General features: G+C 74.2%; 18 protein-coding genes. 10 read left to right on the top strand and 8 right to left on the bottom strand.

What is annotated here, in order from left to right; genetic code table 11:
• Positions 1 to 308 precede the first annotated feature (308 nt).
• Positions 309 to 5,018 (bottom strand): ATP-dependent helicase, encoded by a 4,710-nt coding sequence (locus ACZ51D_RS37740; protein WP_465664774.1) that lies wholly within the window; start codon positions 5,016 to 5,018, stop codon positions 309 to 311.
• 235 nt (positions 5,019 to 5,253) lie between these two features.
• On the opposite strand from ACZ51D_RS37740, the gene ACZ51D_RS37735 reads away from it, so the two are divergent.
• The 6 genes from ACZ51D_RS37735 (at position 5,254) to rny (ending at position 12,382) form a co-directional block, all read left to right on the top strand.
• Positions 5,254 to 6,825: a S8 family serine peptidase gene (locus ACZ51D_RS37735; protein WP_465623224.1), complete on the top strand. Its 1,572-nt coding sequence runs from the start codon at positions 5,254 to 5,256 to the stop codon at positions 6,823 to 6,825.
• 75 nt (positions 6,826 to 6,900) lie between these two features.
• Positions 6,901 to 7,095, top strand: a complete 195-nt coding sequence (locus tag ACZ51D_RS37730; RefSeq protein ID WP_360505164.1) for a DUF3046 domain-containing protein — start codon at positions 6,901 to 6,903, stop codon at positions 7,093 to 7,095.
• Positions 7,096 to 7,132: 37 nt separating this feature from the next.
• Positions 7,133 to 8,395, top strand: coding sequence for an AI-2E family transporter (locus tag ACZ51D_RS37725; protein WP_396289634.1), 1,263 nt, complete (start codon positions 7,133 to 7,135; stop codon positions 8,393 to 8,395).
• Positions 8,396 to 8,592: 197 nt separating this feature from the next.
• The gene (recA, locus tag ACZ51D_RS37720; protein WP_465623222.1) at positions 8,593 to 9,720 is read left to right on the top strand and encodes a recombinase RecA; all 1,128 of its coding nucleotides are present in this window, start codon (positions 8,593 to 8,595) and stop codon (positions 9,718 to 9,720) included.
• A gap of 4 nt (positions 9,721 to 9,724) precedes the next feature.
• Positions 9,725 to 10,780, top strand: a complete 1,056-nt coding sequence (gene recX / locus ACZ51D_RS37715; RefSeq protein WP_465623220.1) for a recombination regulator RecX — start codon at positions 9,725 to 9,727, stop codon at positions 10,778 to 10,780.
• A gap of 132 nt (positions 10,781 to 10,912) precedes the next feature.
• Positions 10,913 to 12,382: a ribonuclease Y gene (rny, locus tag ACZ51D_RS37710; RefSeq protein ID WP_465623218.1), complete on the top strand. Its 1,470-nt coding sequence runs from the start codon at positions 10,913 to 10,915 to the stop codon at positions 12,380 to 12,382.
• A gap of 44 nt (positions 12,383 to 12,426) precedes the next feature.
• Here the strand turns inward: rny and ACZ51D_RS37705 are convergent, their stop codons facing one another.
• The 5 genes from ACZ51D_RS37705 to ACZ51D_RS37685 all read right to left on the bottom strand — a co-directional run bounded on the left by ACZ51D_RS37705 (position 12,427) and on the right by ACZ51D_RS37685 (position 17,602).
• Positions 12,427 to 14,178, bottom strand: a complete 1,752-nt coding sequence (locus tag ACZ51D_RS37705) for an FAD-dependent monooxygenase (protein ID WP_465623217.1) — start codon at positions 14,176 to 14,178, stop codon at positions 12,427 to 12,429.
• 122 nt (positions 14,179 to 14,300) lie between these two features.
• Positions 14,301 to 15,149: an amino acid ABC transporter permease gene (locus ACZ51D_RS37700; protein WP_360505172.1), complete on the bottom strand. Its 849-nt coding sequence runs from the start codon at positions 15,147 to 15,149 to the stop codon at positions 14,301 to 14,303.
• The gene (locus ACZ51D_RS37695; protein ID WP_360505174.1) at positions 15,146 to 15,796 is read right to left on the bottom strand and encodes an amino acid ABC transporter permease; all 651 of its coding nucleotides are present in this window, start codon (positions 15,794 to 15,796) and stop codon (positions 15,146 to 15,148) included. Before ACZ51D_RS37695 ends, ACZ51D_RS37700 begins: the two co-directional genes overlap by 4 nt.
• 47 nt (positions 15,797 to 15,843) lie before the next feature.
• Positions 15,844 to 16,743, bottom strand: a complete 900-nt coding sequence (locus tag ACZ51D_RS37690; protein ID WP_465623215.1) for a glutamate ABC transporter substrate-binding protein — start codon at positions 16,741 to 16,743, stop codon at positions 15,844 to 15,846.
• Positions 16,744 to 16,873: 130 nt separating this feature from the next.
• On the bottom strand, positions 16,874 to 17,602 hold the full coding sequence (locus ACZ51D_RS37685; protein ID WP_465623252.1) for an amino acid ABC transporter ATP-binding protein: 729 nt from the start codon (positions 17,600 to 17,602) through the stop codon (positions 16,874 to 16,876).
• 436 nt (positions 17,603 to 18,038) lie between these two features.
• Here ACZ51D_RS37685 and ACZ51D_RS37680 point away from each other — a divergent pair, with 436 nt between their 5' ends.
• Positions 18,039 to 18,797 carry a response regulator transcription factor gene (locus tag ACZ51D_RS37680; protein ID WP_360505180.1) on the top strand — a complete coding sequence of 253 codons (759 nt, stop codon included), beginning with the start codon at positions 18,039 to 18,041 and terminating at the stop codon, positions 18,795 to 18,797.
• Between the two features lie 6 nt (positions 18,798 to 18,803).
• Positions 18,804 to 20,240 carry a sensor histidine kinase gene (locus ACZ51D_RS37675; protein WP_465623212.1) on the top strand — a complete coding sequence of 479 codons (1,437 nt, stop codon included), beginning with the start codon at positions 18,804 to 18,806 and terminating at the stop codon, positions 20,238 to 20,240.
• An 86-nt stretch (positions 20,241 to 20,326) separates the two neighbouring features.
• On the opposite strand, the gene ACZ51D_RS37670 is transcribed toward ACZ51D_RS37675, so the two are convergent.
• Positions 20,327 to 21,346 (bottom strand): TAXI family TRAP transporter solute-binding subunit, encoded by a 1,020-nt coding sequence (locus ACZ51D_RS37670; RefSeq protein WP_465623211.1) that lies wholly within the window; start codon positions 21,344 to 21,346, stop codon positions 20,327 to 20,329.
• Positions 21,347 to 21,441: 95 nt separating this feature from the next.
• Here ACZ51D_RS37670 and miaB point away from each other — a divergent pair, with 95 nt between their 5' ends.
• Positions 21,442 to 22,941, top strand: a complete 1,500-nt coding sequence (gene miaB, locus ACZ51D_RS37665) for a tRNA (N6-isopentenyl adenosine(37)-C2)-methylthiotransferase MiaB (RefSeq protein ID WP_465623209.1) — start codon at positions 21,442 to 21,444, stop codon at positions 22,939 to 22,941.
• Between the two features lie 87 nt (positions 22,942 to 23,028).
• Positions 23,029 to 23,727 (top strand): class III extradiol dioxygenase subunit B-like domain-containing protein, encoded by a 699-nt coding sequence (locus ACZ51D_RS37660; RefSeq protein ID WP_465664773.1) that lies wholly within the window; start codon positions 23,029 to 23,031, stop codon positions 23,725 to 23,727.
• Positions 23,728 to 23,743: 16 nt separating this feature from the next.
• Here ACZ51D_RS37660 and ACZ51D_RS37655 read toward each other — a convergent pair whose 3' ends face one another.
• Positions 23,744 to 24,088, bottom strand: a complete 345-nt coding sequence (locus ACZ51D_RS37655; protein WP_465664772.1) for an antitoxin — start codon at positions 24,086 to 24,088, stop codon at positions 23,744 to 23,746.
• Positions 24,089 to 24,230: the final 142 nt, after the last annotated feature.

Raw genomic sequence — 24,230 nt, 5'->3', positions numbered from 1 at the left:
GTGCGGCGTCCGGTGCGGTGGGTCCTGGCGGCGGTGGCGGCCGGGCTCGCCTGGTGGCTCCTGGTCGTCCGGGGGCAGTCGGCCGACGGCGCGGTGCTCGGGCTACTCGCGGCCGGAGGCTGGGGCCTCGGTCTCATACCGGTCCATGCCGACCGGAACGCGACCGGACCCGCCCCCCGCCGACGCGGGGAACCGGTACGGCCGGTGGAGGCGCAGCCGCCACCGATCGGGTGATCAGACGTGGCCGGAGGCCGCGGGGTCCTGGACCCCGCGGCCTCCGGTGTGTTCGGGGCGCCCGCGGCGTTGGCCTACGGGCGCAGGCGCAGGCCGCGCGGGGTGGCGTGGAAACCGGCCTCCTCCAGGGCGCGGCCGAGGTCCGAGCCGAGGGCGGGCTCGCCGTTGGCCCGCTCCACCGTGACGCTGCCGAGGGCGCCCTCGCGGACGGCGGCGGCCAGCGCTCCCGCCGCGAGCGCCCGGGTGGCCCCGTCCTCCGGCCAGGCCAGCAGGGACTTGCCGCCGCGCTCCACGTACAGCGCCAGATCGCCGTCCACCAGGACCACCAGCGCGCCCGCCTTGCGGCCCGGGCGGTGGGCCGTGGACTCCTTGCCGCCGGGGGCGGTCGGCGGCTCCGGCCACGGCAGGGCGGCGCCGTAGGCGTTCGCCGGGTCGGCGGCGGCCAGCACCAGCGTCTGCGGCGGCTCGGTGGCCGGGGCGGCCGGCCACTCGGCGGCCCGGGCCCGCTCCAGCCGGCCGCTGACCGAGCGCAGCCGGTCGGCCGCGCCCTCCATGGCGAACTGGGCGCCGCCGAGGCCCTCGACGAAGTAGCCCCGGCGGGCCCGGCCGCGCTCCTCCATCGCGGCCAGCACCCGGTAGACCCCGGCGAAGCCACCGGGCACCCGTTCGGCCGCCACCGTGCCGCGGGTGAGCAGGCCGTGCCGGTCCAGCAGGTTCTGCGCCCGGGCGGTGGCCCGGACCGTCGGGTCGGCGGCGAAGGCGGGCAGCAGCGACCAGCGCCCGGCCACCGTCGGCGGGCCGCTGCGCAGGGCGCCGCCGGCCCGGCCGAAGGCGCGGCCCGCGCCGCCGTAGCGGCCGCGCGGGGTGGCCCGGGGCGCGCGGTGGGCGGTCGCGCCCGCCGTCCGCCCGGAGCCCAGCAGGGCGCGCAGCGGGGCGAGGGTGTCATTGGTGACGTAGCCGGCCCAGACCAGGTCCCAGAGGGCCGCGACGGCCTCGGGCTCCGGGGTCTCCTCCGGGAGTTGCTGGACGAGCTGGCGGAAGAACAGGCCGTAGCCGCCCGCCAGTGCGGACATCAGCGCGCTGTGCAGCGGAGTGAGCGCGGGCGGGACGGGCTCCGGGCGCAGCAGATGGGCGTTCTCGGCGAGGTGGAGGCTCAGCCAGCCGTCCTTGCCGGGCAGCGCGCCGGCCCCGCACCAGCCGATCTCGCCGGCCGCCGTCAACTCGTCCAGCAGGCCGGGGGAGTAGTCGGCGAGCCGGGCCGGGAGGACCAGCTTCTCCAGGGCGGAGGCGGGCAGCGCGGTGCCCTGGAGCTGCTCGACCACCCGGAGCAGGCCGTCCGGGCCGCGCAGCCGGTGGCCGGCCAGGTGCTGCCACTGCGGGAGGAAGGCGGCCAGGGCGCGCGGCGGGACCGGCTCGACCTCCTGGCGCAGCGCGGCCAGCGAGCGGCGGCGCAGCCGGCGCAGCACCTCGGCGTCGCACCACTCGGGGGCGATGTGGCTCTCCGCGGGCCGGAACTGGCCCTGGACCAGGCGGCCGGCGGCGGTGAGGCGGTGCAGGGTGCCGGTGACGACGGCGGTGCCCAGGCCGAAGCGGTCGGCGGCCTCGGCGGCGGTGAACGGGCCGTGGGTACGGGCGTGGCGGGCGATCAGATCGCCCAGCGGGTCCTTGACCGGCTCGGTGAAGGCCTCGGGGACGCCGACCGGCAGCGGGGTGCCGAGCGCGTCGCGCAGCCGTCCGGCGTCCTCGATCGCGGCCCAGCGCCGCTCGCCGGCGATCCGGACCTGGATCACCCGGCGGGCGGCCTCCAACTCCAGGGCCCAGAGCGGCTCGGCGCCGCGGACGGTCAACTCGGCCTCGGCGAGCGGGCCGAGCAGGCGCAGGGCGTCGGCGACGCCCTCGGCGTCCTTGATCCGGCGCTCGGGAGTGAGGCGCTGGAGTTCGGCCTCCAACTCGGCGAGCACCTCGGGGTCGAGCAGCTCGCTCAGCTCGGCCTGGCCGAGGAGTTCGGACAGCAGCCGGGAGTCGAGCGACAGGGCGGCGGCCCGGCGCTCGGCGAGCGGGGAGTCGCCCTCGTAGAGGAACTGGGCGACGTAGCCGAAGAGCAGCGAGCGGGCGAACGGCGAGGGTTCGGCGGTGGTGACCTCGACCAGGCGGACGGCGCGGGACTCGAGGTCGCCCATCAGCTCGACCAGGCCGGGGACGTCGAAGACGTCCTGCAGGCACTCCCGGACGGCCTCCAGCACGATCGGGAACGAACCGTACTCGGAGGCGACCTCGAGGAGTTGGGCGGCGCGCTGGCGCTGCTGCCAGAGCGGGGTGCGGCGGCCGGGGTTGCGGCGCGGGAGCAGCAGGGCGCGGCCGGCGCACTCGCGGAAGCGGGAGGCGAACAGGGCGGAGCCGCCGACCTGGTCGGTGACCAGCTGCTCGATCTCGCCGGGGTCGAACAGGGCGGCGTCGGCGCCGACCGGGGCGTCGTCCGGGGCCGAACCCGCGGGTTCGGAAGGGCTGCTGAAATCGAAGTCGGGGGCCAGCAGATCGGCGTCCGGGAGGCGGAGCACGATGCCGTCGTCGGCGTGCATGACCTGGGGGTCCAGGCCGTGCTTCTCGCGCAGCCGGGCACCGAGGGCGAGGGCCCAGGGGGCGTGCACCTGCGCGCCGAAGGGGGAGTGGACGACGATCCGCCAGTCGCCGAGCTCGTCCCGGAAGCGCTCGACCACGATGGTGCGGTCGTCCGGGAGGTGGCCGCAGGCCTTGCGCTGTTCGGCGAGGTAGTCGAGCAGGTTGGCGGCGGCCCAGTCGTCCAGGCCGGCCCGCTTGAGGCGCTCGGTGGCGGCCTCGGGCTGCAGCGCACCCAGCTCACGGGTGAACGCGCCGAGGGCGCGGCCGAGTTCGAGCGGGCGGCCGAGGGTGTCGCCCTTCCAGAAGGGGAGCCGGCCGGGGATCCCGGGGGCGGGGGTGACGAGCACCTTGTCGTGGGTGATCTCCTCGATCCGCCAGGAGGTGGTGCCCAGGGTGAACACGTCGCCGACGCGGGACTCGTAGACCATCTCCTCGTCGAGCTCTCCGACCCGGCCACCGCCCTTCTTGGGGTCGGTGCCCGCGATGAAGACGCCGAACAGGCCGCGGTCGGGGATGGTGCCGCCGGAGGTGACGGCCAGGCGCTGGGCCCCGGGGCGGCCGGTCACGGTGCCGGCCACCCGGTCCCACACCACGCGGGGGCGCAGCTCGGCGAAGGCGTCCGAGGGGTAACGGCCGGCCAGCATGTCGAGCACCGCGTCGAAGGCGGACTGCGGGAGGGTGGCGAAGGGCGCGGCGCGGCGGACCACGGCGAGCAGCTCGTCCACCGGCCAGGCGTCCAGGGCCGTCATCGCGACCAGCTGCTGGGCGAGCACGTCCAGCGGGTTGCGCGGGATGCGCAGCGCCTCGATCCGGCCGGCCCGCATCCGCTCGGTGACCACGGCGGACTGCACCAGGTCGCCCCGGTACTTGGGGAAGAAGACGCCGGTGGAGACGGCGCCGACCTGGTGGCCGGCCCGGCCGACCCGCTGCAGGCCGGAGGCGACCGAGGGCGGGGACTCGACCTGGACGACCAGGTCGACGGCGCCCATGTCGATGCCCAGCTCCAGGCTGGAGGTGGCGACCACGGCGGGCAGCCGGCCGGCCTTCAGCTCCTCCTCGACCAGTGAGCGCTGCTCCTTGGAGACGGAGCCGTGGTGGGCCCGGGCGATGACCGCGGGAGCGCCCTTGGCCGCGCCCGAGCCGCCCATCAGCTGGGCCGGGGCGTGCGCCTCGGGGACGACGGCGCCGGTGGCGCGCTCGTGGGCGATCTCGTTCAGCCGGTTGCACAGGCGCTCGGCCAGGCGGCGGGAGTTGGCGAACACGATGGTCGAGCGGTGCGCCTCGACCAGGTCGACGATCCGCTCCTCGACGTGCGGCCAGATCGAGGCCTGCCGCTGCGGGTCGCTGTCGGCGGCGCCGCCGGTGGCGGGCGCGGCGGGCAGGTCGTCCAGGTCGGGGACGGGGACGACCACCGACAGGTCGAAGTCCTTGTCGGCGGGGGGCTGGACGACGACGGCGCCGCGCTGCGGGCTCAGGTAGCGGGCCACCTCCTCGACCGGGCGGACCGTCGCGGACAGGCCGATCCGGCGGGCCGGGCGCTCCAGCAGTTCGTCCAGCCGCTCCAGGGTGAGCGCGAGGTGGGCGCCGCGCTTGGTGCCGGCGACCGCGTGCACCTCGTCCAGGATCACCGTGTCCACGCCGCGCAGGGCCTCCCGGGCGGCCGAGGTGAGCAGCAGGAACAGCGACTCGGGGGTGGTGATCAGGATGTCGGGCGGGTGCGTCGCGAAGCGGCGGCGGTCGGCCGCCGGGGTGTCGCCGGAGCGGATCGCGACCTGGACCTCCGGCTCGGGCAGGCCGAGCCGGACGGCGGCCTGGCGCAGGCCGGTGAGCGGGGCGCGCAGGTTCCGTTCGACGTCCACCGCGAGGGCCTTGAGCGGTGAGACGTAGAGGACCCGGCAGCGGTGCTTGGGCTCGGCCGGGGGCGGGGTGCTGCTGAGCCGGTCGAGGGCGGAGAGGAAGGCGGCGAGCGTCTTGCCGGAGCCGGTGGGGGCGACCACCAGGACGTCCGTCTCCCGCCGGATGGCGCGCCAGGCCTCGGCCTGGGCGGTGGTGGGGGCGGAGAAGGCACCGGTGAACCAGGCCCGGGTGGCCGGGGCGAAGCCGGCCAGGGAGTCGTCGGCCGGCGAGGAGTCATCGCCGGGCGGGGTCGGGTGCTGGGGCGCCATGCCCCCATGGTGCCGGGTGGGACCGACAACCGTGCGCGTGGCGAGCTGGGCCGGGTGGGGCGACCGGGCGCGGGGCGAGGGCGGGGGCAGGCGAGGCGGCCGTGCGAGGGGTGCGGGCGGGAGGGGCCAGGGGAGGTGCAAGCCGGGGAGCAGAAACGACAATCCGCTCATATGGTGATGATTTGGAAGCATGATCCATCCGTGACCCACCGGACCGACGAGCGGAGACCGTGCGATGGCGCAGGCGCACCCGTCGGACAGGCCCGCCCGCGCCGGCCGGCGCCGCCGGGTCCGCGGACCCGCCCGGGCCCTGCTCGCGATGCTCCTCACGGCGCTCGTGGTGGGCGGGGCCGTCCCGTACGTCTCCGGGCCGGGGCGCCCCTACCTCAGCTACCTGGTGCTTGCCGCGCGGGAGGACGCGTCCGGGGCGGCCCGGGCCGGGGCGGAGAGCCGGGCGGCGGGCGGACAGGTGGTGCAGGAGTACCCGCAGATCGGGGCCGTCCTGGCGTACGCGACCGGAGGGTTCGCGGACAAGGTGCGCACCCGGCCCGGGATCGCCGCCGTCGGTGCGACCCGGACCGCGCCGGTGGTGGCGCCGCCCCGGGCGGTGGACGGGGCCGGGGACTTCACGGCGGGCGCGGGCCGCGGCGAACGCGGGACCGCCGGTGCGGACCGCGCCGGCGCCGACCGGGCGGACAGCGGGACCGCCACCGTGCCCGACCCGGCCGAAGGCGGCGCCTGGAACCTCGCCCTGCTCGGCGCGACCGCGACGCGGGCCGGCGACGCGTCCCCGGCGCCGAACGCGTCCCCGGCGCCGAACGGCGCCCCCGCGAGCGGCGTGCCGGACCCCGGGACGCTGCACCGGGTGCTGGTCGCCGTCCTGGACTCCGGCGTGGACGACACCCACCCGGACCTGCGCGCCGCGGTCGACCCGAAGGCCTCCGCCTCCTGCGCCGACGGCCGGCCCGACGCCCGCACCGGCGCCTGGCGGCCCGACCCCGGGGTGGGCGAGAGCGGCCACGGCACGCACGTCGCCGGGATCGTCGGCGCCGCCCGGGACGGCCGCGGCGTCACCGGGGTCGCGCCCGGCGTGCGGATCGCCGCCGTCCGGCTGCTCGGACCGCTCGGGCAGTACTACGCCGAGAACATCGTCTGCGGGCTGCTCTGGGCCGCCGACCACGGCGCCAAGGCGATCAACAACAGCTACTTCGCCGACCCGTGGAAGTACAACTGCCCCGAGGACCGGGACCAGGCCGCGCTGATCGCCGCCGTCGACCGGGCCGCCGGGTACGCCCGGAGCAAGGGCGCGGTGGTGGTCGCCTCGGCGGGCAACGACGCGCAGGACCTCGGCGCCCCCCGGACCGACGAGCGCAGCCCCAACGACCGGGTCACCGGTCCGGCGCAGACCCGCTACCTGGGCACCGAGTGCGTCCGGCTGCCCGGCGAACTGCCCGGCGTCGTCACCGTCGCCGCCGTGAACCGGGACGGCCACCCGTCCGCCTACTCCAACTACGGGCGCGGCCGGATCTCGCTGGCCGCCCCCGGCGGCGACCCGGACGGTGGACCGCAGAACGCGATCGTCTCCGACTGGCCCGGCGGGCAGTACACGGCGCTGGCCGGCACCTCGATGGCGGCCGCGCACGTGACCGGCGCGATCGCGGTGGCGGCGGCGCTGCACCCCGACCTCGGCTCCGACGCGCTGGCGGCACTGCTCGCGAGCACGGCGGCGGCCGGCTGCCCGCCGGGGCCGTACGCCTGCGGCGATCGACAGTACTTCGGGGCGGGGCTGCTGGCGCTGCCGCGGTGACCCGTGCGGCGAGGCCGGGGGTCCGCGCCGGCGGCGGGCCCGGGTCGCCCGCCGCCGGGCAGGGATACTTGAGCCATGAGGCTGACGGAGTTCTGGCGACGGATGTACGCGCACTTCGGGGAGGCGTACGCGGAGTCGTTCGCGACCGACCACGTGATGACCGAGCTGGGCGGGCGGTCGGTGCGCCAGGCACTGGAGGCGGGCTGGGAGGCCAAGGACGTCTGGCGCGTGGTCTGCGAGACCCAGGGGGTCTCGACGCTGCTGCGCTGAGCGCGGCCCGCCGCCCGGTATGGGACAGACTGTCCGGGTGACAAGCAGCGCAGAGCAGAGGAAATCGGACAGTTCGGTGCGGCCGGCCGACGAGGTACGACCGGCTGACGAGGTACGGGCCGACGGTGAGCGTGCGGGTGGGGGCGGCGGTCTGTGGGGCGGCGGGATGCCGCGCTGGCTGCCCCGGGCGATGGTGCTGTTCCTCGTGCTGGTCGGGCTGTTCCAGCTCGCCGACTGGGCCTTCCGGCAGCTGATCGACCTCTTCGTGATGCTGCTGGTGGCCTTCTTCCTCTCGCTCGCGCTGGAGCCGGCCGTCGACCGGATGGCGGCGCGCGGGGTGCGCCGGGGGGTCGGCACCTTCCTGGTGTTCGTCACGGTCGGGGTCGCGGTGCTCGGCTTCCTCGCGGCGCTCGGCACGCTGCTGGTCGACCAGGTGGCGAAGATCGCCGGGGACCTGCCGCACCTGGTCGACAACCTGATCAACTGGATCAACCGGACCTTCCATCAGGACCTGTCCCTGGGCGAGTTGCAGAAGAAGCTGCTCAAGGACTCCGGCACCATCGAGAACTACGCCCAGCAGGCCGCCGACAACGTCTGGGGCGTCTCCTCCACCGTGATCGGCGGGCTCTTCCAGGCCTTCACGGTCGGGCTGTTCACCTTCTACTTCACCGCCGAGGGCCCACGGGTGCGCCGGACGGTCTGCTCGCTGCTGCCGCCCGCCAAGCAGGGCGAGGTGCTACGGGCCTGGGAGATCGCGCTCGCCAAGACCGGCGGCTACCTCTACTCCCGGGCGCTGCTCGCGGTGGTCTCGGCCGCCGGGCACTGGGTGATGTTCGCGCTGCTCGACCTGCCCTACTCGGCGGCGCTGGCGGTCTGGGTGGGCGTCATGTCGCAGTTCGTGCCGACCATCGGGACGTACCTGGCCGGGGCGCTGCCGGTGCTGGTGGCGCTGACCGTGGAGCCGGTGGACGCGCTCTGGGTGCTGGTCTTCGTGGTGGTCTACCAGCAGGTCGAGAACTACCTGCTGCACCCGAGGATCACCGCGCGGACCGTGGACGTGCACCCGGCGGTGGCCTTCGGCGCGGTGATCGCGGGCGCGGCGCTGCTCGGCGCGGTGGGCGCGCTGATCGCGATCCCGGCGGCGGCGACCCTGCAGGGCTTCGTCGGGACGTACGTGCGGCGGTACGAGGTGGCCACCGATCCCCGGATCGACCGGGGCGAGCAGCGGCGGGCCCGGCGGGAGCTGCGCCGGGAGGCGGCGCGGCGGCTGCGGCGGATGGTCGGCGGGGACGGGAAGTGACGCCGGGGGCGGCGCTCCGGGGGTGACGCCCGGGGCGCCACGGCGCGGACGTGCGAAGCTTGAATCGAACAGATGTTCTTTGTACTCTCCGGCGAAGAGTTTTCCACAGGGCGAGCCGGGTCGGTCTCGTTTGTCAGTGGGACGCGCTAGCGTCGATGACGATGAAGCGCACAGCACAGAACCCGAGGGAAAAAGCCATGGCAGGTACGGACCGCGAGAAGGCCCTTGAGACCGCGCTCGCCCAGATCGAGCGGCAGTTCGGCAAGGGCTCGGTGATGCGTCTCGGTGAGAAGGCCAACGAGCCCATCGAGGTGATCTCCACCGGGTCCACCGCCCTGGACGTCGCCCTCGGGGTCGGCGGCATCCCGCGCGGCCGGGTGGTCGAGATCTACGGCCCCGAGTCCTCCGGCAAGACCACCCTGACGCTGCACCTGGCGGCCAACGCCCAGAAGGCCGGCGGCACGGTCGCCTTCGTCGACGCGGAGCACGCGCTCGACCCGGAGTACGCCAAGAAGCTCGGCGTGGACACCGACGCCCTGCTGGTCAGCCAGCCGGACACCGGTGAGCAGGCCCTGGAGATCACCGACATGCTGATCCGCTCCGGCGCGATCGACCTGGTGATCATCGACTCGGTCGCGGCGCTCGTCCCGCGCGCCGAGATCGAGGGTGAGATGGGTGACTCGCACGTCGGTCTGCAGGCCCGGCTGATGAGCCAGGCGCTGCGCAAGATCGCCGGTGCGCTGAACCAGTCGAACACCACCGCGGTCTTCATCAACCAGCTGCGCGAGAAGATCGGTGTGATGTTCGGCTCGCCGGAGACCACGACCGGTGGCCGGGCGCTGAAGTTCTACGCCTCGGTCCGTCTGGACATCCGCCGGATCGAGACCCTGAAGGACGGCACCGAGGCGGTCGGCAACCGCACCCGCGTCAAGGTGGTCAAGAACAAGGTCGCCGCGCCGTTCAAGCAGGCCGAGTTCGACATCCTCTACGGCGTCGGCATCAGCCGCGAGGGCGGCCTGATCGACATGGGCGTCGAGCACGGCTTCATCCGCAAGTCGGGCGCCTGGTACACCTACGAGGGCGACCAGCTCGGCCAGGGCAAGGAGAACGCCCGCAACTTCCTGCGGGACAACCCGCAGCTCGCGGACGAGATCGAGCGGAAGATCAAGGGCAAGCTCGGCATCGGCCCGAAGAGCGAGGAGCCGGCCGAGGGCGAGGCGGACGCTGCTGCTGCCGTCACCGCCGCCGACGGCGCGGCGAAGCCGATCACCGCGACCGTCGCCAAGACGGCCGCGGCGAAGAAGACCGCGGCGGCCAAGGCCTGAGCCGTTGACGCAGTACGACACGGTGGGCGGCGGCCCGGCGGACCAGGAGGACGACGACTACGGGCCGCCGGACTGGTTCGCCGCGGTCGCGGAGGAGTCGGCGCCCGCGCCGTCGCGTTCCAGCCGGCGGCGGGAGCGTCCGTCCACCGGGCAGTGGACATCCGGCCGGGAGCCGGAGTTCGACCGGGCCCCGGTCCGGGCGGTGCGCGGCGCGGCGCCCGGCCCGGGTCCGGCGGAGGGCCCGGTCGAGGCGCTGGGGCTGGTCTCCGCCTCCGAGCTGCCCACCGGCCGCCGTCGCCGGCGCTCGGCCCTGGCGGCCGAGGAGCCGGGAGCGGGCCTGCCCGCCTCCGCACCGGCGGCCGTGGAGCACGGTCGGGGCGAGGCCGAGGCGGCCGGTCACGGGGGTGTGGCCGCCTCGACCTCCCGTTCCGTCGCCCGTCGGGGCCGGGCCCGGCGCGGGCGTTCCGGCGAGGAGCAGTTCCTCGAGGAGCAGTCCGGCGAGGGGCTGCCAGGCGAGGACGAGGGCGCCGGCCGCACCTCCCGGAAGAAGCAGGCCGAGGAGTCGGCCGATCCGGAGAGCCGCGCCCGGGACATCTGCCTGCGGCTGCTGACCGGTGCCGCCAAGACCCGCAAACAGCTCGCCGACGCCCTGCGCAAGCGGGAGATCCCGGACGAGGTCGCCGACGAGGTGCTCACCCGGCTCGAGGAGGTCGGGCTGATCGACGACGCGGCCTTCGCCGCGGCCTGGGTGGAGTCCCGGCACGCCGTCCGCGGCCTGTCCCGGCGGGCGCTGGCCCAGGAGCTGCGCACCAAGGGGGTGGCCGCCGACCTGGTCGAGCAGGCCGTCGCCCAGCTCGACCACGACGACGAGGCGGAGGCGGCCCGGGCGCTGGTCGAGCGCAAGCTGCGGTCCACCCGGGGGCTGGACCGACAGGTCCGCACCCGGCGGCTGGTCGGGATGCTGGCCCGGCGCGGCTACTCCGAGGGGCTGGCGTTCCGGGTGGTGCGTGCCGCGCTGGACGAGGAGCCGAGTGAACTGTCGGAAACCGCGTGGGAGTAGTGGCAGTTTCGTAGGCTTCTTGGTGCGGACCAGGTCAAGTCTTGACCGTTTCGTGACCCGCGCCTAGCCTCGCCTTCAGTGCCCGGGGCGCCTGCGGACGGCGGCCCGCGCAGGGGACGGGGAGTGGGCGGCATGACGATCTCGGCGGGCGCCGGACCGAGCGGCTCGCTCCTGCTGATCGCCGGTTCGGCCGCCGCCCTCCTGCTGGTGCTCGCGGTGCTCGCCGGGCTGGTCATCGGACGGCTCCGGACGGCCCGGCGCAGCGCGTCGGCCGAGGTCGAGCGGGCCCGGCGGTCGGCCGAGGAGCAGACCGCCCGGCAGCGGGCCGAACTCACCCGCCGCGAGGAGCAGCTGACCGAGGAGCTGCGTAGACTCCGCCGACGGGAGGACGAACTGGCCGAGCGCTCGGCCGAGTTGGAGCGATCCCTGGGCGAGGCCGAGGCGCTGGTGACCCGCCGGGCGGCAGCCCTGGAACGGGCCGCCGGGCTCTCCGCCGGACAGGCCCGCGCCGAACTCCTGCGCGAGGCCGAGGCCTCGGCCCGGCTGGAGGCCGCGGTCACCGTCCGGGAGATCGAACGCGAGGCCAAGGAGGAGGGCGAGCGCCGGGCCCGGTCCATCCTCGCCGGGGCCATCCAGCGGCTGGCGACGGAGCAGACCGCGGAAACCGCCGTCACCGTCTTCCGGCTGCCGAACGAGGACATGAAGGGCCGGATCATCGGCCGTGAGGGCCGCAACATCCGCGCCTTCGAGGCGGTCACCGGGGTGAACCTGATCGTTGACGACACCCCGGAGTCGGTGCAGCTGTCCTGCTTCGACCCGGTCCGCCGGGAGACCGCCCGGCTCACCCTGGAGCAGCTGGTCGAGGACGGCCGGATCCACCCGGCCCGGATCGAGCAGCTCCACGAGCGCAGCCGCGCGGAGGTCGAGCAGTGCTGCGTCCGGGCCGGCGAGGACGCTCTGCTGGACGCCCGGGTCGGCGTGATGCACCCCGAACTCGTCCGTACCCTGGGCTCGTTGCGCTACCGGGCCTCGTACGGGCAGAACGTGCTCGGGCACCTGCTGGAGTCCGCGCACCTGGCCGGGATGATGGCCGTCGAACTCGGCGTCGACCCGGAGCCGGTGCGGCGCGCCGCGCTGCTGCACGACATCGGCAAGGCGCTCACGCACGAGGCCGAGGGCAGCCACGCGGCGGTCGGCGCCGAACTCGCCCGGCGGTACGGCGAGTCGCCGGAGGTGGTGCACGCGATCGCCGCCCATCACAACGAGGTGGAGCCCGACACCGTGACGGCCGTGCTGACCCAGGCCGCGGATGCCTGCTCGGGCGGCCGGCCCGGGGCGCGCAAGGAGTCGCTGGAGCTGTACGTCCGCCGGCTGGCGCGGCTGGAGGAGATCGCGCGCTCGCACGCGGGGGTCGCCGAGGTCTACGCGATGCAGGCCGGCCGCGAGGTGCGGGTGATGGTCCGCCCGGACGCCGTGGACGACCTCGGCGCGGAGCAGCTCGCCCGCGAGGTCGCCCGGCAGGTCTCGGCCGAGCTGACCTACCCGGGGCAGATCCGGGTGACCGTGGTCCGCGAGAGCCGCGCGACGGCGGTGGCGAGCTAGCCCGGACGGGCCGTCCCCGCCCGCGGGGCCGAGTCGGAGGCGCTCTAGCTCGGGGAGTCGACCTGGTGCGGTGCGTGCCGTCCGGCGGGCTCGGGCTCGGGCTCGTGCTCGGGTTCCGGCGCGGGATCCGGGGCCGAGGTGAGCGCGTCCGGGCCGCCGCGGGCGTGGTCGGCGAGGGCGAGGAGGTCCTCGGCGACGGCGCCCTGGGTGACGCCGACCAGGTGGCCGTCGGGGCGGATCAGCAGGACGGTGTGCGGGCCGGCGCCCGGGTAGTCCTCGGCGACCAGGACCTCGGCGGGGACCGGCAGGGCGGCGGCGACCTCGGCGAGCCGGGGCATCAGCCCGGCGCCGAGCCAGTGCTGGGACGACCAGACCGCGGTGCCGGGCGCGACCAGCAGCAGCAGGAAGGTGGCGCCGAGGCGGGCGTGCAGGTGGTCGGGGGTGCCGTCGGCGGTGAGCACCGGCAGGTCCGGGACGAGCACGCCCGGGGCGGTGGCGGGCAGCAGTTCGCTGAGCGAGGTGGAGCCGCGCGAGCCGCGCTGCACCGGGACCCGGGCGGGGACGCCGGAGGGCGCCGCCGGGTAGGCGGGCGCGCCGCCGAAGCGGCCGGTGCCGAGCTGGCCGTCGGCGAGCAGCGGGGCGTGCTTGCGGAAACCGCCGACCAGCAGCGAGCGCCGGGTCTGCTGCCAGCCGCGCAGCGGGCGCAGCAGCGGCATGGACTGGTCGACCGCGCGCAGCCGGGCGCCGACCGCGCCGCGCCGTTCGGCCTCGTAGCCGTCCAGCAGGGAGCCGCCGGGCTGCGGGCCGCCGGAGTGGAGGTGCCAGGCGAGGGCGAGCCGCCAGGCGAGGTTGTCGGCGTCGCGCAGCCCGTCCGCGAGGTTCTGCATGCCGAGCGCGCCGTGCAGGTGGGCGGCGTCGCCGGCGAGGAAGCAGCGGCCGACCCGGAACCGGGCGGCGAGGCGCTGCTGGGCGGTGTGGTCGGCGGCGGCGAGCAGCTCGAAGCGGGGCAGTTCGCCGCACCAGCCGGTGAGGGTGGCGGTGACCCGGGTGAGCAGGGTGTCGCCGGTGACGATGCCCGGCCAGGTGGCGTGCGGGTCGACCGTCTCGGTGGGGGCGGGGCGGCCGGGGGGCAGCCGCCAGTCGAGCCGCCAGACGCCGTCCGGCAGTGGACGGGCGGAGGCCTCGCGGTCGCCGCGCCACGGGGGCTCGCGGTGCAGCCGGGCGCCGTCGAAGGGCAGGTCGACCCGGACGGTGGCGATGGCGTTGCGGTCGACTGCCGGGCGGCCGGGGAAGCGGATCTTCAGGAACCTGCGGACGGCGGATCTCGCGCCGTCGCAGCCGACCAGGTGGCTGCCGCGCCACCAGGTGGTGGCACCGCTCTGGGTGCCCACGGTGCGGATGCTGACGCCGTCCCGGTCCTGTTCGAGTTCGACGACCCGGTGGAGCGGGACCAGCTTGATCAGCGGGGTGCCGGTCAGGGCGTCGCGCAGGCCGCGCTGGAGGCGGTGCTGGGGGAGGTGGAAGGTGGGCGAGTCGGTGAGGTCGATCCGCAGCACCTCCTGGCGGCGCCGCCAGATGCCGAAGGAGTCCCACAGGGCGGAGTCGGAGACCGCCCGCGGGTAGCCGATCCGGGTCAGGAAGGCGGCGGTGTCGGCGCCGATGACGAGGCTGCGCGGGCCTTCGGGGCAGAGCCCGGAACCCTCGTCCAGGACGATGGTCGGCACCTCGTGCCGGGCCAGGGCGAGGGCCAGGGCCAGACCGACCGGTCCGGCCCCGACCACGATCACCGGGTCCATGAGCGGACCTCCGGGCACGAACCGGCCGATCGGCCGGCGTCAGTTACCGCTGCCGCATATGCCGCGTGGATGCTCCCGGGAGGTGTCACGAAGAGCAATGCAACAGTTCACCTGCGTGTCCGTCAAGCAGCAGCTGAAGTGCGCCGGTTCGCGCCGCGACGGCCGCGTGCTTCGATCCAGCGCGCGAGCGCGGTCAGCAGCAGGCACAGGGCGATGTAGATCGGGCCGATCACGAGCACCACGGGGATGTAGGGGAACCCGGCGGCGTTCAGCGGCTGGCTGGCGATCGCCTTACCGACGAACAGCAGCTCGTTGTAGGTGATGATGAAGCCGAGCGAGGTGTCCTTGAGGGTGACGACCAGCTGGCCGATCATCGAGGGCAGCATCGAGCGGACGGCCTGCGGCACCAGGATGGACATCATCACCTGGGTCTTGCGCATGCCGAGCCCGTACGCCGCCTCGGCCTGGCCGCGCGGGACGGCGTTGACGCCACTGCGGATGATCTCGGCCTGGACCGCCCCGTTGTAGAGGGTGAGACCGAGCACCAGGGCCCACATCGGCTGCTGGGCGAAGAAGGCGTAGTAGAGCGCGACGATCAGGATCAGCAGCGGCATCGCCCGGAAGAACTGGACGATGCCGGCACAGAGCCAGCGGACCGGCTTGCGGTCGGAGAGCTGACCGGCCGCCAGCAGGGCACCGAGGATGAGCGAGAACGCCGCCGCCAGGCCGAAGGCCTTCAGGGTGGAGAGCAGGCCGTCCAGGATGCGCTGCTGGACGGTGTTGTACTGGAACGCGTCCCACAGGTCCGCGTCGAACTGGCCGTTGTCGGCGAGCGTGGTGACGACGTACCAGAGGAGGGCGGCGACGCCGATCAGGGAGAGGACGCCGAACAGCCGGTAGCGGGCGCGGGCCTTGGGCCCGGGGGTGTCGTAGAGGACGCTCGCCGTCACCGGGCGCTGGAAGATGCTCATCGGGCCACCGCCAGTCGGGTTTCCAGGAAGCGGAAGAGCGTGGCGATCGTCGCGCTGATCAGCAGGTAGGCGCAGGCCACCCAGAAGAAGATCGAGAAGATCGAGTAGCCGCGCTCGGAGAAGGTCTGCTGGACGCTGTACAGCTCGCTGACGCTGAACGCGCCGGCGATCGCCGAGTTCCTCGGCAGCGCGATGAACACGCTGCTCATCGGGCCCAGGACGGTGCGGGCGGCCTGCGGCAGGATGACCAGGGTGAGGGTCTGGCCGAAGGTCATGCCGAGGCTGCGGGCGGCCTCCGCCTGGCCGAGCGGCACGGTGTTGATGCCGGAGCGGATCACCTCGCAGACGAACGAGGCGGTGTACCCGCCGAGCGCCAGCACCGCGAACGCCAGGTGGCTGAAGTGCACGCCGAGCGGCGGCAGGCCGAAGGTGACGGCGAAGAACAGCAGGGTCAGCGGGGTGTTGCGGAAGAGCGTCACCCAGGTGGTGCCGAAGGCGCGCAGGACCGGCACCGGGGAGACCCGGAAGGCCGCCAGCAGGGTGCCCAGCAGCAGGGCGAGCAGGGCGCTGAGGGCGCTCAGCTCGATCGTCTGCAGGAAGCCGTCGCGGAACAACGCGAAGTTGTCGTCGTCGAACAGGAACCCCATCCGGCGGCCCTCCTCTCAATAACGGTCAGGGATGTGCGGTGGGCGGGTCAGTAGCGCTCGAGGGCCGGGACGTCGGGCGCCGGGGAGCCGGAGGCGCCCAGGGTCGCGTCGTAGGCCTTCTTCCAGTCGCCGTTGTCCTCGTGGGCCTTCAGGGCGTCGCTGATCGCGTCCCGCAGCGTCTTGTCGTCCTTGTTGAGGCCGACGCCGTAGTTCTCCTTGGTGAAGGGCTTGCCGACGACCTTGAGCTTGCCGGTGTACTTGGAGGCGTAGCCCTTGAGGATGGCGTCGTCGGTGGTGACGGCGTCGACCTCGCCGGAGAGGAGCTTCTCGACGCAGGCCGAGTAGGTGTCGAATTGGGTGATCTTCGGGTTGTACTGCTGGATGTTCTTGATCGAGGTCGAGCCGGTGGCGGTGCAGACGTTCTTGCCGCCCACGCTCTCCGGACCGGTGATCGAGGTGTTGTCCTGCTTCACCAGCAGGTCCTGGCCGGCGATGTAGTACGGGCCGGCGAAGGAGACGGTCTTCTTGCGCTCGTCGTTGATGCTGTACGTGCCGACGTAGAAGTCGATCTGGCCCTTGGCGATGGCCGGCTCGCGCTGCGAGGAGACCAGGGTCTGCCACTTGATCTGCTGCGGGGTGAAGCCGAGGTCGGCGGCGATCATCTTGGCGACCTCGATGTCGAAGCCGCTGCGGTCGCCGCTGGAGACGTCCTCCCAGCCGAGGTTCGGCTGGTCGGCCTTGGCGCCGATGATCAGCTGGCCGCGCTTCTTGGCCTCGGCGATGATCGGGGAGTCGATCTTGGCGTCGGTCTTGACCGTGTAGGTCGGCAGCTTCGGGGCGTCGCTCGCGGTGGCGGCGGCGCCGGGGGTGCCGTCCTTGCCGCAGGCGGCGGTGGCGGTGAGCGCGACGGCAACGAGCGCGACGGCGAGGGTGCGGGAAGTCCTCATGAGGGTTGGTCTCCTGGGGCTGGGCCGCGGTGTCAACCGGGCTCTGGCGTCTGGAAGTCGTGCACGGGCAGGGCCGATCGGCTCCGTTGCCGGAGGCTGCCCCGCGTGGGCTCGAAGCGTCGGTGAAGCGTCAGTGGTGCAGGATCTTCGAGAGGAAGTCCTTGGCGCGGTCGGAGCGCGGGGCGGTGAAGAAGGCGTCCGGGGTGTTCTGCTCGACGATCTTGCCGTCGGCCATGAACAGCACGCGGTTGGCGGCGGAGCGGGCGAAGCCCATCTCGTGGGTGACCACGACCATCGTCATGCCGTCCGCGGCCAGCTGGCGCATGACCTCCAGCACCTCGTTGACCATCTCCGGGTCGAGCGCCGACGTGGGCTCGTCGAAGAGCATCACCTTGGGCTTCATGGCCAGCGCCCGGGCGATCGCCACGCGCTGCTGCTGGCCGCCGGAGAGCTGGGCCGGGAACTTGTCGGCCTGCGCGCCGACGCCGACGCGCTCCAGCAGCTCCCGGGCGGTCTTCTCGGCCTCCGGGCGGGGCACCTTGCGCACCTTGACCTGGCCGATGACCACGTTCTCCAGCACGGTCTTGTGCGCGAACAGGTTGAAGCTCTGGAACACCATGCCGACCTCGGCGCGCAGCCGGGCCAGCTCCTTGCCCTCGGCGGGCAGCGGCCGGCCGTCGATGGTGATCGTGCCGGAGTCGATGGCCTCCAGCCGGTTGATCGTCCGGCAGAGCGTGGACTTGCCCGAACCGGACGGGCCGATCAGCACGACCACCTCGCCCTGGGCGATCGTGAGGTCGATGTCCTGCAGGACGTGCAGCGCGCCGTAGTGCTTGTTGACGCCGCTCAGCGCGACCAGCGGGGCGGCTGCGGGGGTGGAGTCCTGGACCGGGCTCTCGGTCATCGCGCCTGCTCCCTCTGTATCGAATAGTGCCAACCCGAGAAGTCTCAACTCCCTTGGGGGGCAATGGTGGTGCAAATCCGGGAGCCGCGACCGGCGGAGCCGCAGCCCCCGGTGGGCCGACCATAGGAGGCGTGACCACGCGCCGTCAGCCGATCTGAGCGGAACTTGAGGATCACGAAAAGGACACACGGTGGGTACGAGCTGTTCGCGAGGGCGCCGACGGGGCATGTCACAGCGGGAATCCGCACCGGCGCTGCCCGTCCCCCACGAGCCCGGTGTGCGGTCGAACCTGGCGCCGGGCCGCCCGCTGGCCCATACTGCGCAGGACCGGGACCTGACCGATCGGTCCGGCGATCACCGGTGATCACGTGGGGGAAGGAGGAGAAACGGGATGCGACTGCTGCTCGTCGAGGACGACGAACGCGTGGCCGCCGCGCTGGTCGCGGTGCTGGGCCGGCACGGCTTCCAGGTCCGGCACGCCCGCAGCGGGCACGAGGCGCTGGACGCCCTGGTGCCGGACGGCAACGAGCCGTACCGGGTGGTGCTGCTCGACCTCGGGCTGCCCGACCGCGACGGCTTCGAGGTGTGCAGCCGGATCAGGGCCGGCAGCGGCGTGCCGGTGATCATGGTCACCGCCCGCGCCGACGTCCGCTCCCGGATCCACGGCCTCAACCTCGGCGCCGACGACTACGTCACCAAGCCGTACGACATGGGCGAGCTGCTCGCCCGCATCCACGCGGTGGCCCGCCGCGGCGCAGCCCCCTCCTCGGTGTCGGTGCCCGCGCCCGACACCGTGCCGCAGCAGCGCGGCCCGCTGGAGTCCCGCGGCATCCTGATCGACCGGGAACGCCGCCGGGTCAGCGTGGACGGCCGCGACGTGCCGCTCACCCGCAAGGAGTTCGACCTGCTCGCCCTGCTCGCGCAGAGCCCGGGCGTGGTCTACCGGCGCGAGCAGATATTCAGCGAGGTCTGGCGCAGCGGCTGGGAGGGCAACGGGCGCACCCTGGAGGTGCACATCGGCTCGCTGCGCAACAAGCTCGCGCTGCCCGGGCTGGTCGAGGCCGTCCGCGGCGTCGGCTACCGCCTGATCCCCGAGTCCCCGGCGCCCGCCGCGGCGGACCCGGCCCCGAACACCCCCGCGGAGCACTGACCGCACGTGCGCACCCGCCTGCTCGGCATCCTGATCGCCCTCATGCTCTGCGTCCTGGCCGCCCTGGGGCTGCCGCTCGCGGCGGCGGTCGCGGCGGCCGAGCAGACCACGGTCGTCGTCGACCGGCTCGACGACGCCGCCCGCTTCGCCCAGGACCTGCCCACCTCCGGCGCCGCCGACTCCGCGCGCAAGGGCGACCCGGAACCCGCCCCCGGGGACCTCAGCCGGCAGCACTCGATCGACGCCGAGGTCCGCCGCTACTACGACCTGTACGGCGTGCGCCTGGGCATCTTCCAGCGCGACGGCCTGCCGATCGCCGCCGCCCCCGAGACCTGGCGGGTGCCCTCGGCCGGCTGGGGCGCCCAGGCCTTCCAGGAGGCGCTGGACGGGCGGCGCAGCCACAATCCGCCGCAGGTCTGGCCGTGGACGCCGGACCGGACGATCACCGTGGCCGCCCCGGTGGTGCGCGACGGCGACGTGGTCGCGGTGGTGCTGAGCGAGTCCCCCACCGGGGGGCTGCGCACCCGGGTGCTGCACAAGTGGCTGGTGCTGGTCGCGGGCGAGGCCGCCGCGATGATCGTCGCCGTGCTGCTGGCCGTCCGGCTCACCGAGTGGGTGCTGCGCCCGGTGCGCACCCTGGACCGGGCCACCCACGACATCGCCACCGGCCGGATGGCCGCCCGGGTCGCCCCCGGCGGCGGACCGCCCGAACTGCAGCGGCTGGCGCGCTCGTTCAACGAGATGGCCGACCACGTGGTGCTCGCGATGGACCAGCAGAAGGCCTTCGTCGCGGACGCCTCGCACCAGCTGCGCAACCCGCTCTCGGCACTGCTCCTGCGGGTCGAGGTGCTCGGCCTGGAACTGCCCGAGGGCCACGAGGAGGAGCTCAGCGGCGTACGGGAGGAGGGCACCCGGCTGGCCCGGGTGCTGGACGACCTGCTGGGGCTGGCCACCGCCGAGCACGCCCGCCCGGAGCCGGAGCGCACCGACCTCGCCCAGCTCACCCTGGCCCGGGTGGACGCCTGGCGGCCGGTCGCCGAGCAGCGCGGGATCGGACTGCGCTGGGACGGCCCGGCGCTGGCGGTCGGCATGGCGGACCCGATCGGCTTCGGTTCGGCCCTGGACGCCGTGGTGGACAACGCGCTGAAGTTCGGCCCGGCCGGCAGCGAGGTGCGGCTGCGGGTCGCGGTCCGCCGGGACGAGGTCGCGGTCACCGTCACCGATGCCGGGCCCGGCCTCGCCGCGGACGAGCTGTCCCGGGCCGGGGACCGGTTCTGGCGCAGCCCGCGGCACCAGAACGTGGACGGCTCCGGGCTGGGCCTGTCCATCGCCCGCACCCTGCTGGCGGCCGGCGGCGGCTCGCTGGGCTTCGCACCGGTCAAGCCGACCGGGCTCGCGGTGACGCTGGCGGTGCCGCGGCCGGAGAATCCGGAGAAGAAGTAGCCGGGCCCCGACGGCGGCCCGGTGCTGTCCGGGCTGGGGCGCAGGGTTTCACGGAGCGATGGCTCAGGGCTTCACCGAGCGGTGGGTCAGGGCTTCACGGAGCGGTAGTAGCGCGCCGCGCCCGTGTGCAGCGGGAGCGGGTCGGTGTAGACGGCGGTGCGCAGGTCGACCAGTTGGGCGGCGTGCACCTGGGCGCCGATCCGGTCGCGGCTGTCGATCACCGCGCGGGTCATGCCCTCGACCAGGTCCGCGTCCACGTCGTCCCGGGTGATCAGCAGGTTGGGCACGGCCACCGTGGCGACCGCGTCCTTGGGCTCGGCGTTCGGGTAGGTGTTCTTGGGCATGGTGGCCGCCCGGTAGGCGTCGGTGCCGCCGCCCTCGGCCTTGTGCAGGGCCTCGGACAGGTCGCCCAGCGGCACGACCCGGATCGGGACGTGGTCGGAAAGGTCGGTGAGCGCGCTGGTGGGCAGGCCGCCGGACCAGAAGAAGGCATCCAACCGGCCCGCGCGCAGGTCGTCGGCGGCCTCGCCGACCCCGGCCGGCACCGGCACGATGTCGCGCTCCGGGTCCAGCCCGGCCGCGGCCAGCAGCCGCTTGGTCACCAGGTTCACCCCGGACTGCGGCAGGCCGACGCCGACCCGCAGGCCCTTGAGGTCGGCGGTGCGGCGCACCGGGGAGGAGGCCGGGACGATCAGCTGCAGGTAGTCGTCGTAGAGCCGGGCGATCGCCCGCAGCCGGTCCTTGCCGGGGCCCTGGTAGTCGGCGACCGCGTCGGCGGTGGCGATCGCGAAGGTGTCCCGGCCGGTGATCACCCGGGTGAGGTTGTCTATCGAGCCCTCGGTGTTGTCCAGGGCCAGCCGCACCCCCGGCATCGTCCGGGAGACGTGCTCCTGCAGCAGCTGCCCGTACCGGTCGTAGACGCCGCGCTGCACGCCAGTGGCGAAGCGGACCTCCCCGCGCGGGTACCCGGGCGAGCGGCCCGCCGACAGCCACCAGCCGCCGAAGCCGGCGACGAGCAGCACCAGCACCAGCACCGTCCGCCACAGTGGGCTGCGGGCCGCGGTGCGGACGGCGGCGCCGAGACGGGACGGGGTGGTGGGGGTCATGCAGGGATACTGCCAGGCGCTCCGGCGGAACGGGAGTGGAACGGAACGGGGAAGCGTCGGGAAAAGCGCTTCGCGGCTGCCCGTACCCTGGTCTGGTGAGCGGTGAGAGCGGATTGAAGAGCTACAAGGTCGTCACGCACGGCTGTCAGATGAACGTCCACGACTCCGAGCGGCTGTCCGGGCTGCTGGAGGAGGCGGGCTACGTCAAGGCCGGGGCCGAGGGCGACCCGGACCTGGTGGTGTTCAACACCTGCGCGGTGCGCGAGAACGCCGACAACAAGCTGTACGGCAACCTCGGCCAGCTGGCGCCGGTCAAGAGCCGCCACAAGGGCATGCAGATCGCCGTCGGCGGCTGCCTGGCCCAGAAGGACCGCGACACCATCGTCCAGCGCGCCCCCTGGGTCGACGTGGTGTTCGGCACCCACAACATCGGGCACCTCCCGGCGCTCCTGGAGCGGGCCGCGATCGAGCGGAAGGCCCAGGTCGAGATCCTGGAGTCGCTGGAGACCTTCCCCTCCACCCTGCCGACCCGCCGCGACTCCGCGTACGCCGCCTGGGTCTCGATCTCGGTCGGCTGCAACAACACCTGCACCTTCTGCATCGTCCCCGCGCTGCGCGGCAAGGAGGAGGACCGCCGCCCCGGCGACGTCCTCGCCGAGATCGAGGCGCTGGTGGACGAGGGCGTCATCGAGGTGACCCTGCTCGGCCAGAACGTCAACGCCTACGGCTCCGACCTGGGCGACCGCGAGGCCTTCTCCAAGCTGCTGCGCGCCGCCGGCCAGATCGAGGGCCTGGAGCGGATCCGCTTCACCTCGCCGCACCCGCGCGACTTCACCGACGACGTGATCGCCGCGATGGCCGAGACCCCGACCGTGATGCACCAGCTGCACATGCCGCTGCAGTCCGGCTCGGACCGCGTGCTCAAGGCGATGCGCCGCTCCTACCGGCAGGAGCGCTTCCTCGGGATCATCGAGAAGGTCCGCGCGGCGATGCCCGACGCGGCGATCTCCACCGACATCATCGTGGGCTTCCCCGGCGAGACCGAGGAGGACTTCGAGGAGACGATGCACACCGTCCGCGAGGCCCGCTTCACCAACGCCTTCACCTTCCAGTACTCCAAGCGCCCCGGGACCCCGGCCGCCGAGATGGCGGACCAGGTGCCGAAGGAGGTCGTGCAGGCCCGCTACGACCGGCTGATCGCCCTCCAGGAGGAGATCTCCTGGGAGGAGAACAAGAAGCAGGTCGGCCGCGTCCTGGAGATCCTGGTCGCCGAGGGCGAGGGCAAGAAGGACGACCGGACCCGGCGGCTCTCCGGCCGCGCCCCCGACAACCGGCTCGTGCACTTCTCCAAGCCCGAGGAGCCGGTGCGCCCGGGTGACATGGTGACCGTCGAGATCACCTACGCCGCCCCGCACCACCTGCTCGCCGAGGGCCCGGCGCTCGCGGTGCGCCGCACCCGGGCCGGCGACGCCTGGGAGAAGCGCCAGGCCAAGCCCGCCGCGCCGGCCGGCGTGATGCTCGGCCTGCCGTCCATCGGCGCCCCGGCCGCGCTGCCCCTGGCCGCGCCGGCGGGCGGGGCCTGCTGCGGCGACTGACCCGCGCGCATTCCGGACGGCCCGGTGGGAGCTTCGGCTCCCGCCGGGCCGTCCGGCTTCCGGGCGACAGGCTCTAAAGTGATCCACATGCTGGTTGCCGCCGCCGTGTGCCCCTGTCCGCCGCTGCTCGTCCCGGAGGTCGCCGCCGGGGCGGCCGCCGAGCTGGACGCGCTGCGCGTCGCCTGCGACGAGGCGCTGGCGGCGCTGGTCGCGGCCGGTCCGCAGCTGGTCGTGGTGGTCGGCACCGGGCCGAAGGCCGAGGTGTGGACCGAGGGCGGGGCCGGCTCCTTCCACCGCTACGGGGTGCCGCTGATCGCCAAGCTGCCCGGCGACCGGGTCGAGGGGCCGGAGCTGGCGCCCTCGCTGACCGTCGGGGCCTGGCTACTGGAGCGCGCCGGGGTGACCCTGCCGACGCACGCGTGCGCGGTGCCCGCCGACGCCCCGGCCGACCGGATGCTCGGCCTCGGCCAGGGCCTGGCCGGGCTCGCCGACCGGGTCGCCCTGCTGGTGCTCGGCGACGGCAGCGCCTGCCGCTCGGTGAAGGCGCCCGGCTACCTGGACGAGCGGGCCGAGGGCTTCGACGCGGCGCTGGCCGCCGCCCTGGGCTCGGCCGACCTGCCGGCCCTGGCCGCGCTGGACACCGGCTTGGCCGCGGAACTCAAGGCCGAGGGCCGGGCGCCCTGGCAGGTGCTGGCCGGCGCCGCTGAGGGCGCCGGCCTCACCGGGCGACTGGACTACCAGGACGCGCCGTACGGGGTCGGGTACTTCGTGGCGTCCTGGTCCTAGGACAGGACCCGGCGGGTCAGGACTGCGGGGGCTGCGGCGACGGCGGCGACGGCGGGGACTGCGGGGGCTGCGGCGACGGCGGCGACGGCGGCGACGGCGGGGACTGCGGCGACGGCGGCGACGGCGGGGGCCGGCCCTCGTCGCCCGGCTTCGGCTTGTGGGCGAAGTCGCCGACCGCGTCCTTGGCCTTGTCGGCGCCGTGCTCGATCTTGTCGCTGTACTTGCCCTTGGTCGCCTTGTCGATCGCGCCGCCGGCCTTGTCCACGATGTGATCGATCTGGTCGCTGTGCTTGCCGGCCAGTTCGCTGGCCTTCTCCTTGAGCTCCTCGGCCTTGCCCTTGAGGTTGTCCATCAGACCCATGGCGGTCTCACCCTTCCCTGTCGTCCGTCCATCCCCGTCCCCTGCACAACGTCCGTACCCGGGGAAGCGTTCGCAAACCGGGCGCCAACTGGGGAAACGGTCGGAAACGGACTCGGAGACAGTCATATCGTCGCGCAGCGGC

The sequence above is a fragment of the Kitasatospora sp. NPDC033851 genome, assembly GCF_055576085.1.
The sequence above is the reverse complement of the archived record's forward strand: the minus strand, read 5'-3'. Positions and strand labels throughout refer to the sequence as shown.

What these genes read in the sequence shown, in the direction of transcription:
- ACZ51D_RS37740 (WP_465664774.1), bottom strand. Translation starts at nt 5,018, where the DNA reads ATGGCGCCCCAGCACCCGACCCCGCCCGGCGATGACTCCTCGCCGGCC.
- ACZ51D_RS37700 (WP_360505172.1), bottom strand. Translation starts at nt 15,149, where the DNA reads ATGAGCATCTTCCAGCGCCCGGTGACGGCGAGCGTCCTCTACGACACC.
- ACZ51D_RS37660 (WP_465664773.1), top strand. Translation starts at nt 23,029, where the DNA reads ATGCTGGTTGCCGCCGCCGTGTGCCCCTGTCCGCCGCTGCTCGTCCCG.
- ACZ51D_RS37655 (WP_465664772.1), bottom strand. Translation starts at nt 24,088, where the DNA reads ATGGGTCTGATGGACAACCTCAAGGGCAAGGCCGAGGAGCTCAAGGAG.
- ACZ51D_RS37730 (WP_360505164.1), top strand. Translation starts at nt 6,901, where the DNA reads ATGAGGCTGACGGAGTTCTGGCGACGGATGTACGCGCACTTCGGGGAG.
- ACZ51D_RS37705 (WP_465623217.1), bottom strand. Translation starts at nt 14,178, where the DNA reads ATGGACCCGGTGATCGTGGTCGGGGCCGGACCGGTCGGTCTGGCCCTG.
- ACZ51D_RS37680 (WP_360505180.1), top strand. Translation starts at nt 18,039, where the DNA reads ATGCGACTGCTGCTCGTCGAGGACGACGAACGCGTGGCCGCCGCGCTG.
- ACZ51D_RS37670 (WP_465623211.1), bottom strand. Translation starts at nt 21,346, where the DNA reads ATGACCCCCACCACCCCGTCCCGTCTCGGCGCCGCCGTCCGCACCGCG.
- recA (WP_465623222.1), top strand. Translation starts at nt 8,593, where the DNA reads ATGGCAGGTACGGACCGCGAGAAGGCCCTTGAGACCGCGCTCGCCCAG.
- ACZ51D_RS37695 (WP_360505174.1), bottom strand. Translation starts at nt 15,796, where the DNA reads ATGGGGTTCCTGTTCGACGACGACAACTTCGCGTTGTTCCGCGACGGC.
- ACZ51D_RS37735 (WP_465623224.1), top strand. Translation starts at nt 5,254, where the DNA reads ATGGCGCAGGCGCACCCGTCGGACAGGCCCGCCCGCGCCGGCCGGCGC.
- rny (WP_465623218.1), top strand. Translation starts at nt 10,913, where the DNA reads ATGACGATCTCGGCGGGCGCCGGACCGAGCGGCTCGCTCCTGCTGATC.
- ACZ51D_RS37690 (WP_465623215.1), bottom strand. Translation starts at nt 16,743, where the DNA reads ATGAGGACTTCCCGCACCCTCGCCGTCGCGCTCGTTGCCGTCGCGCTC.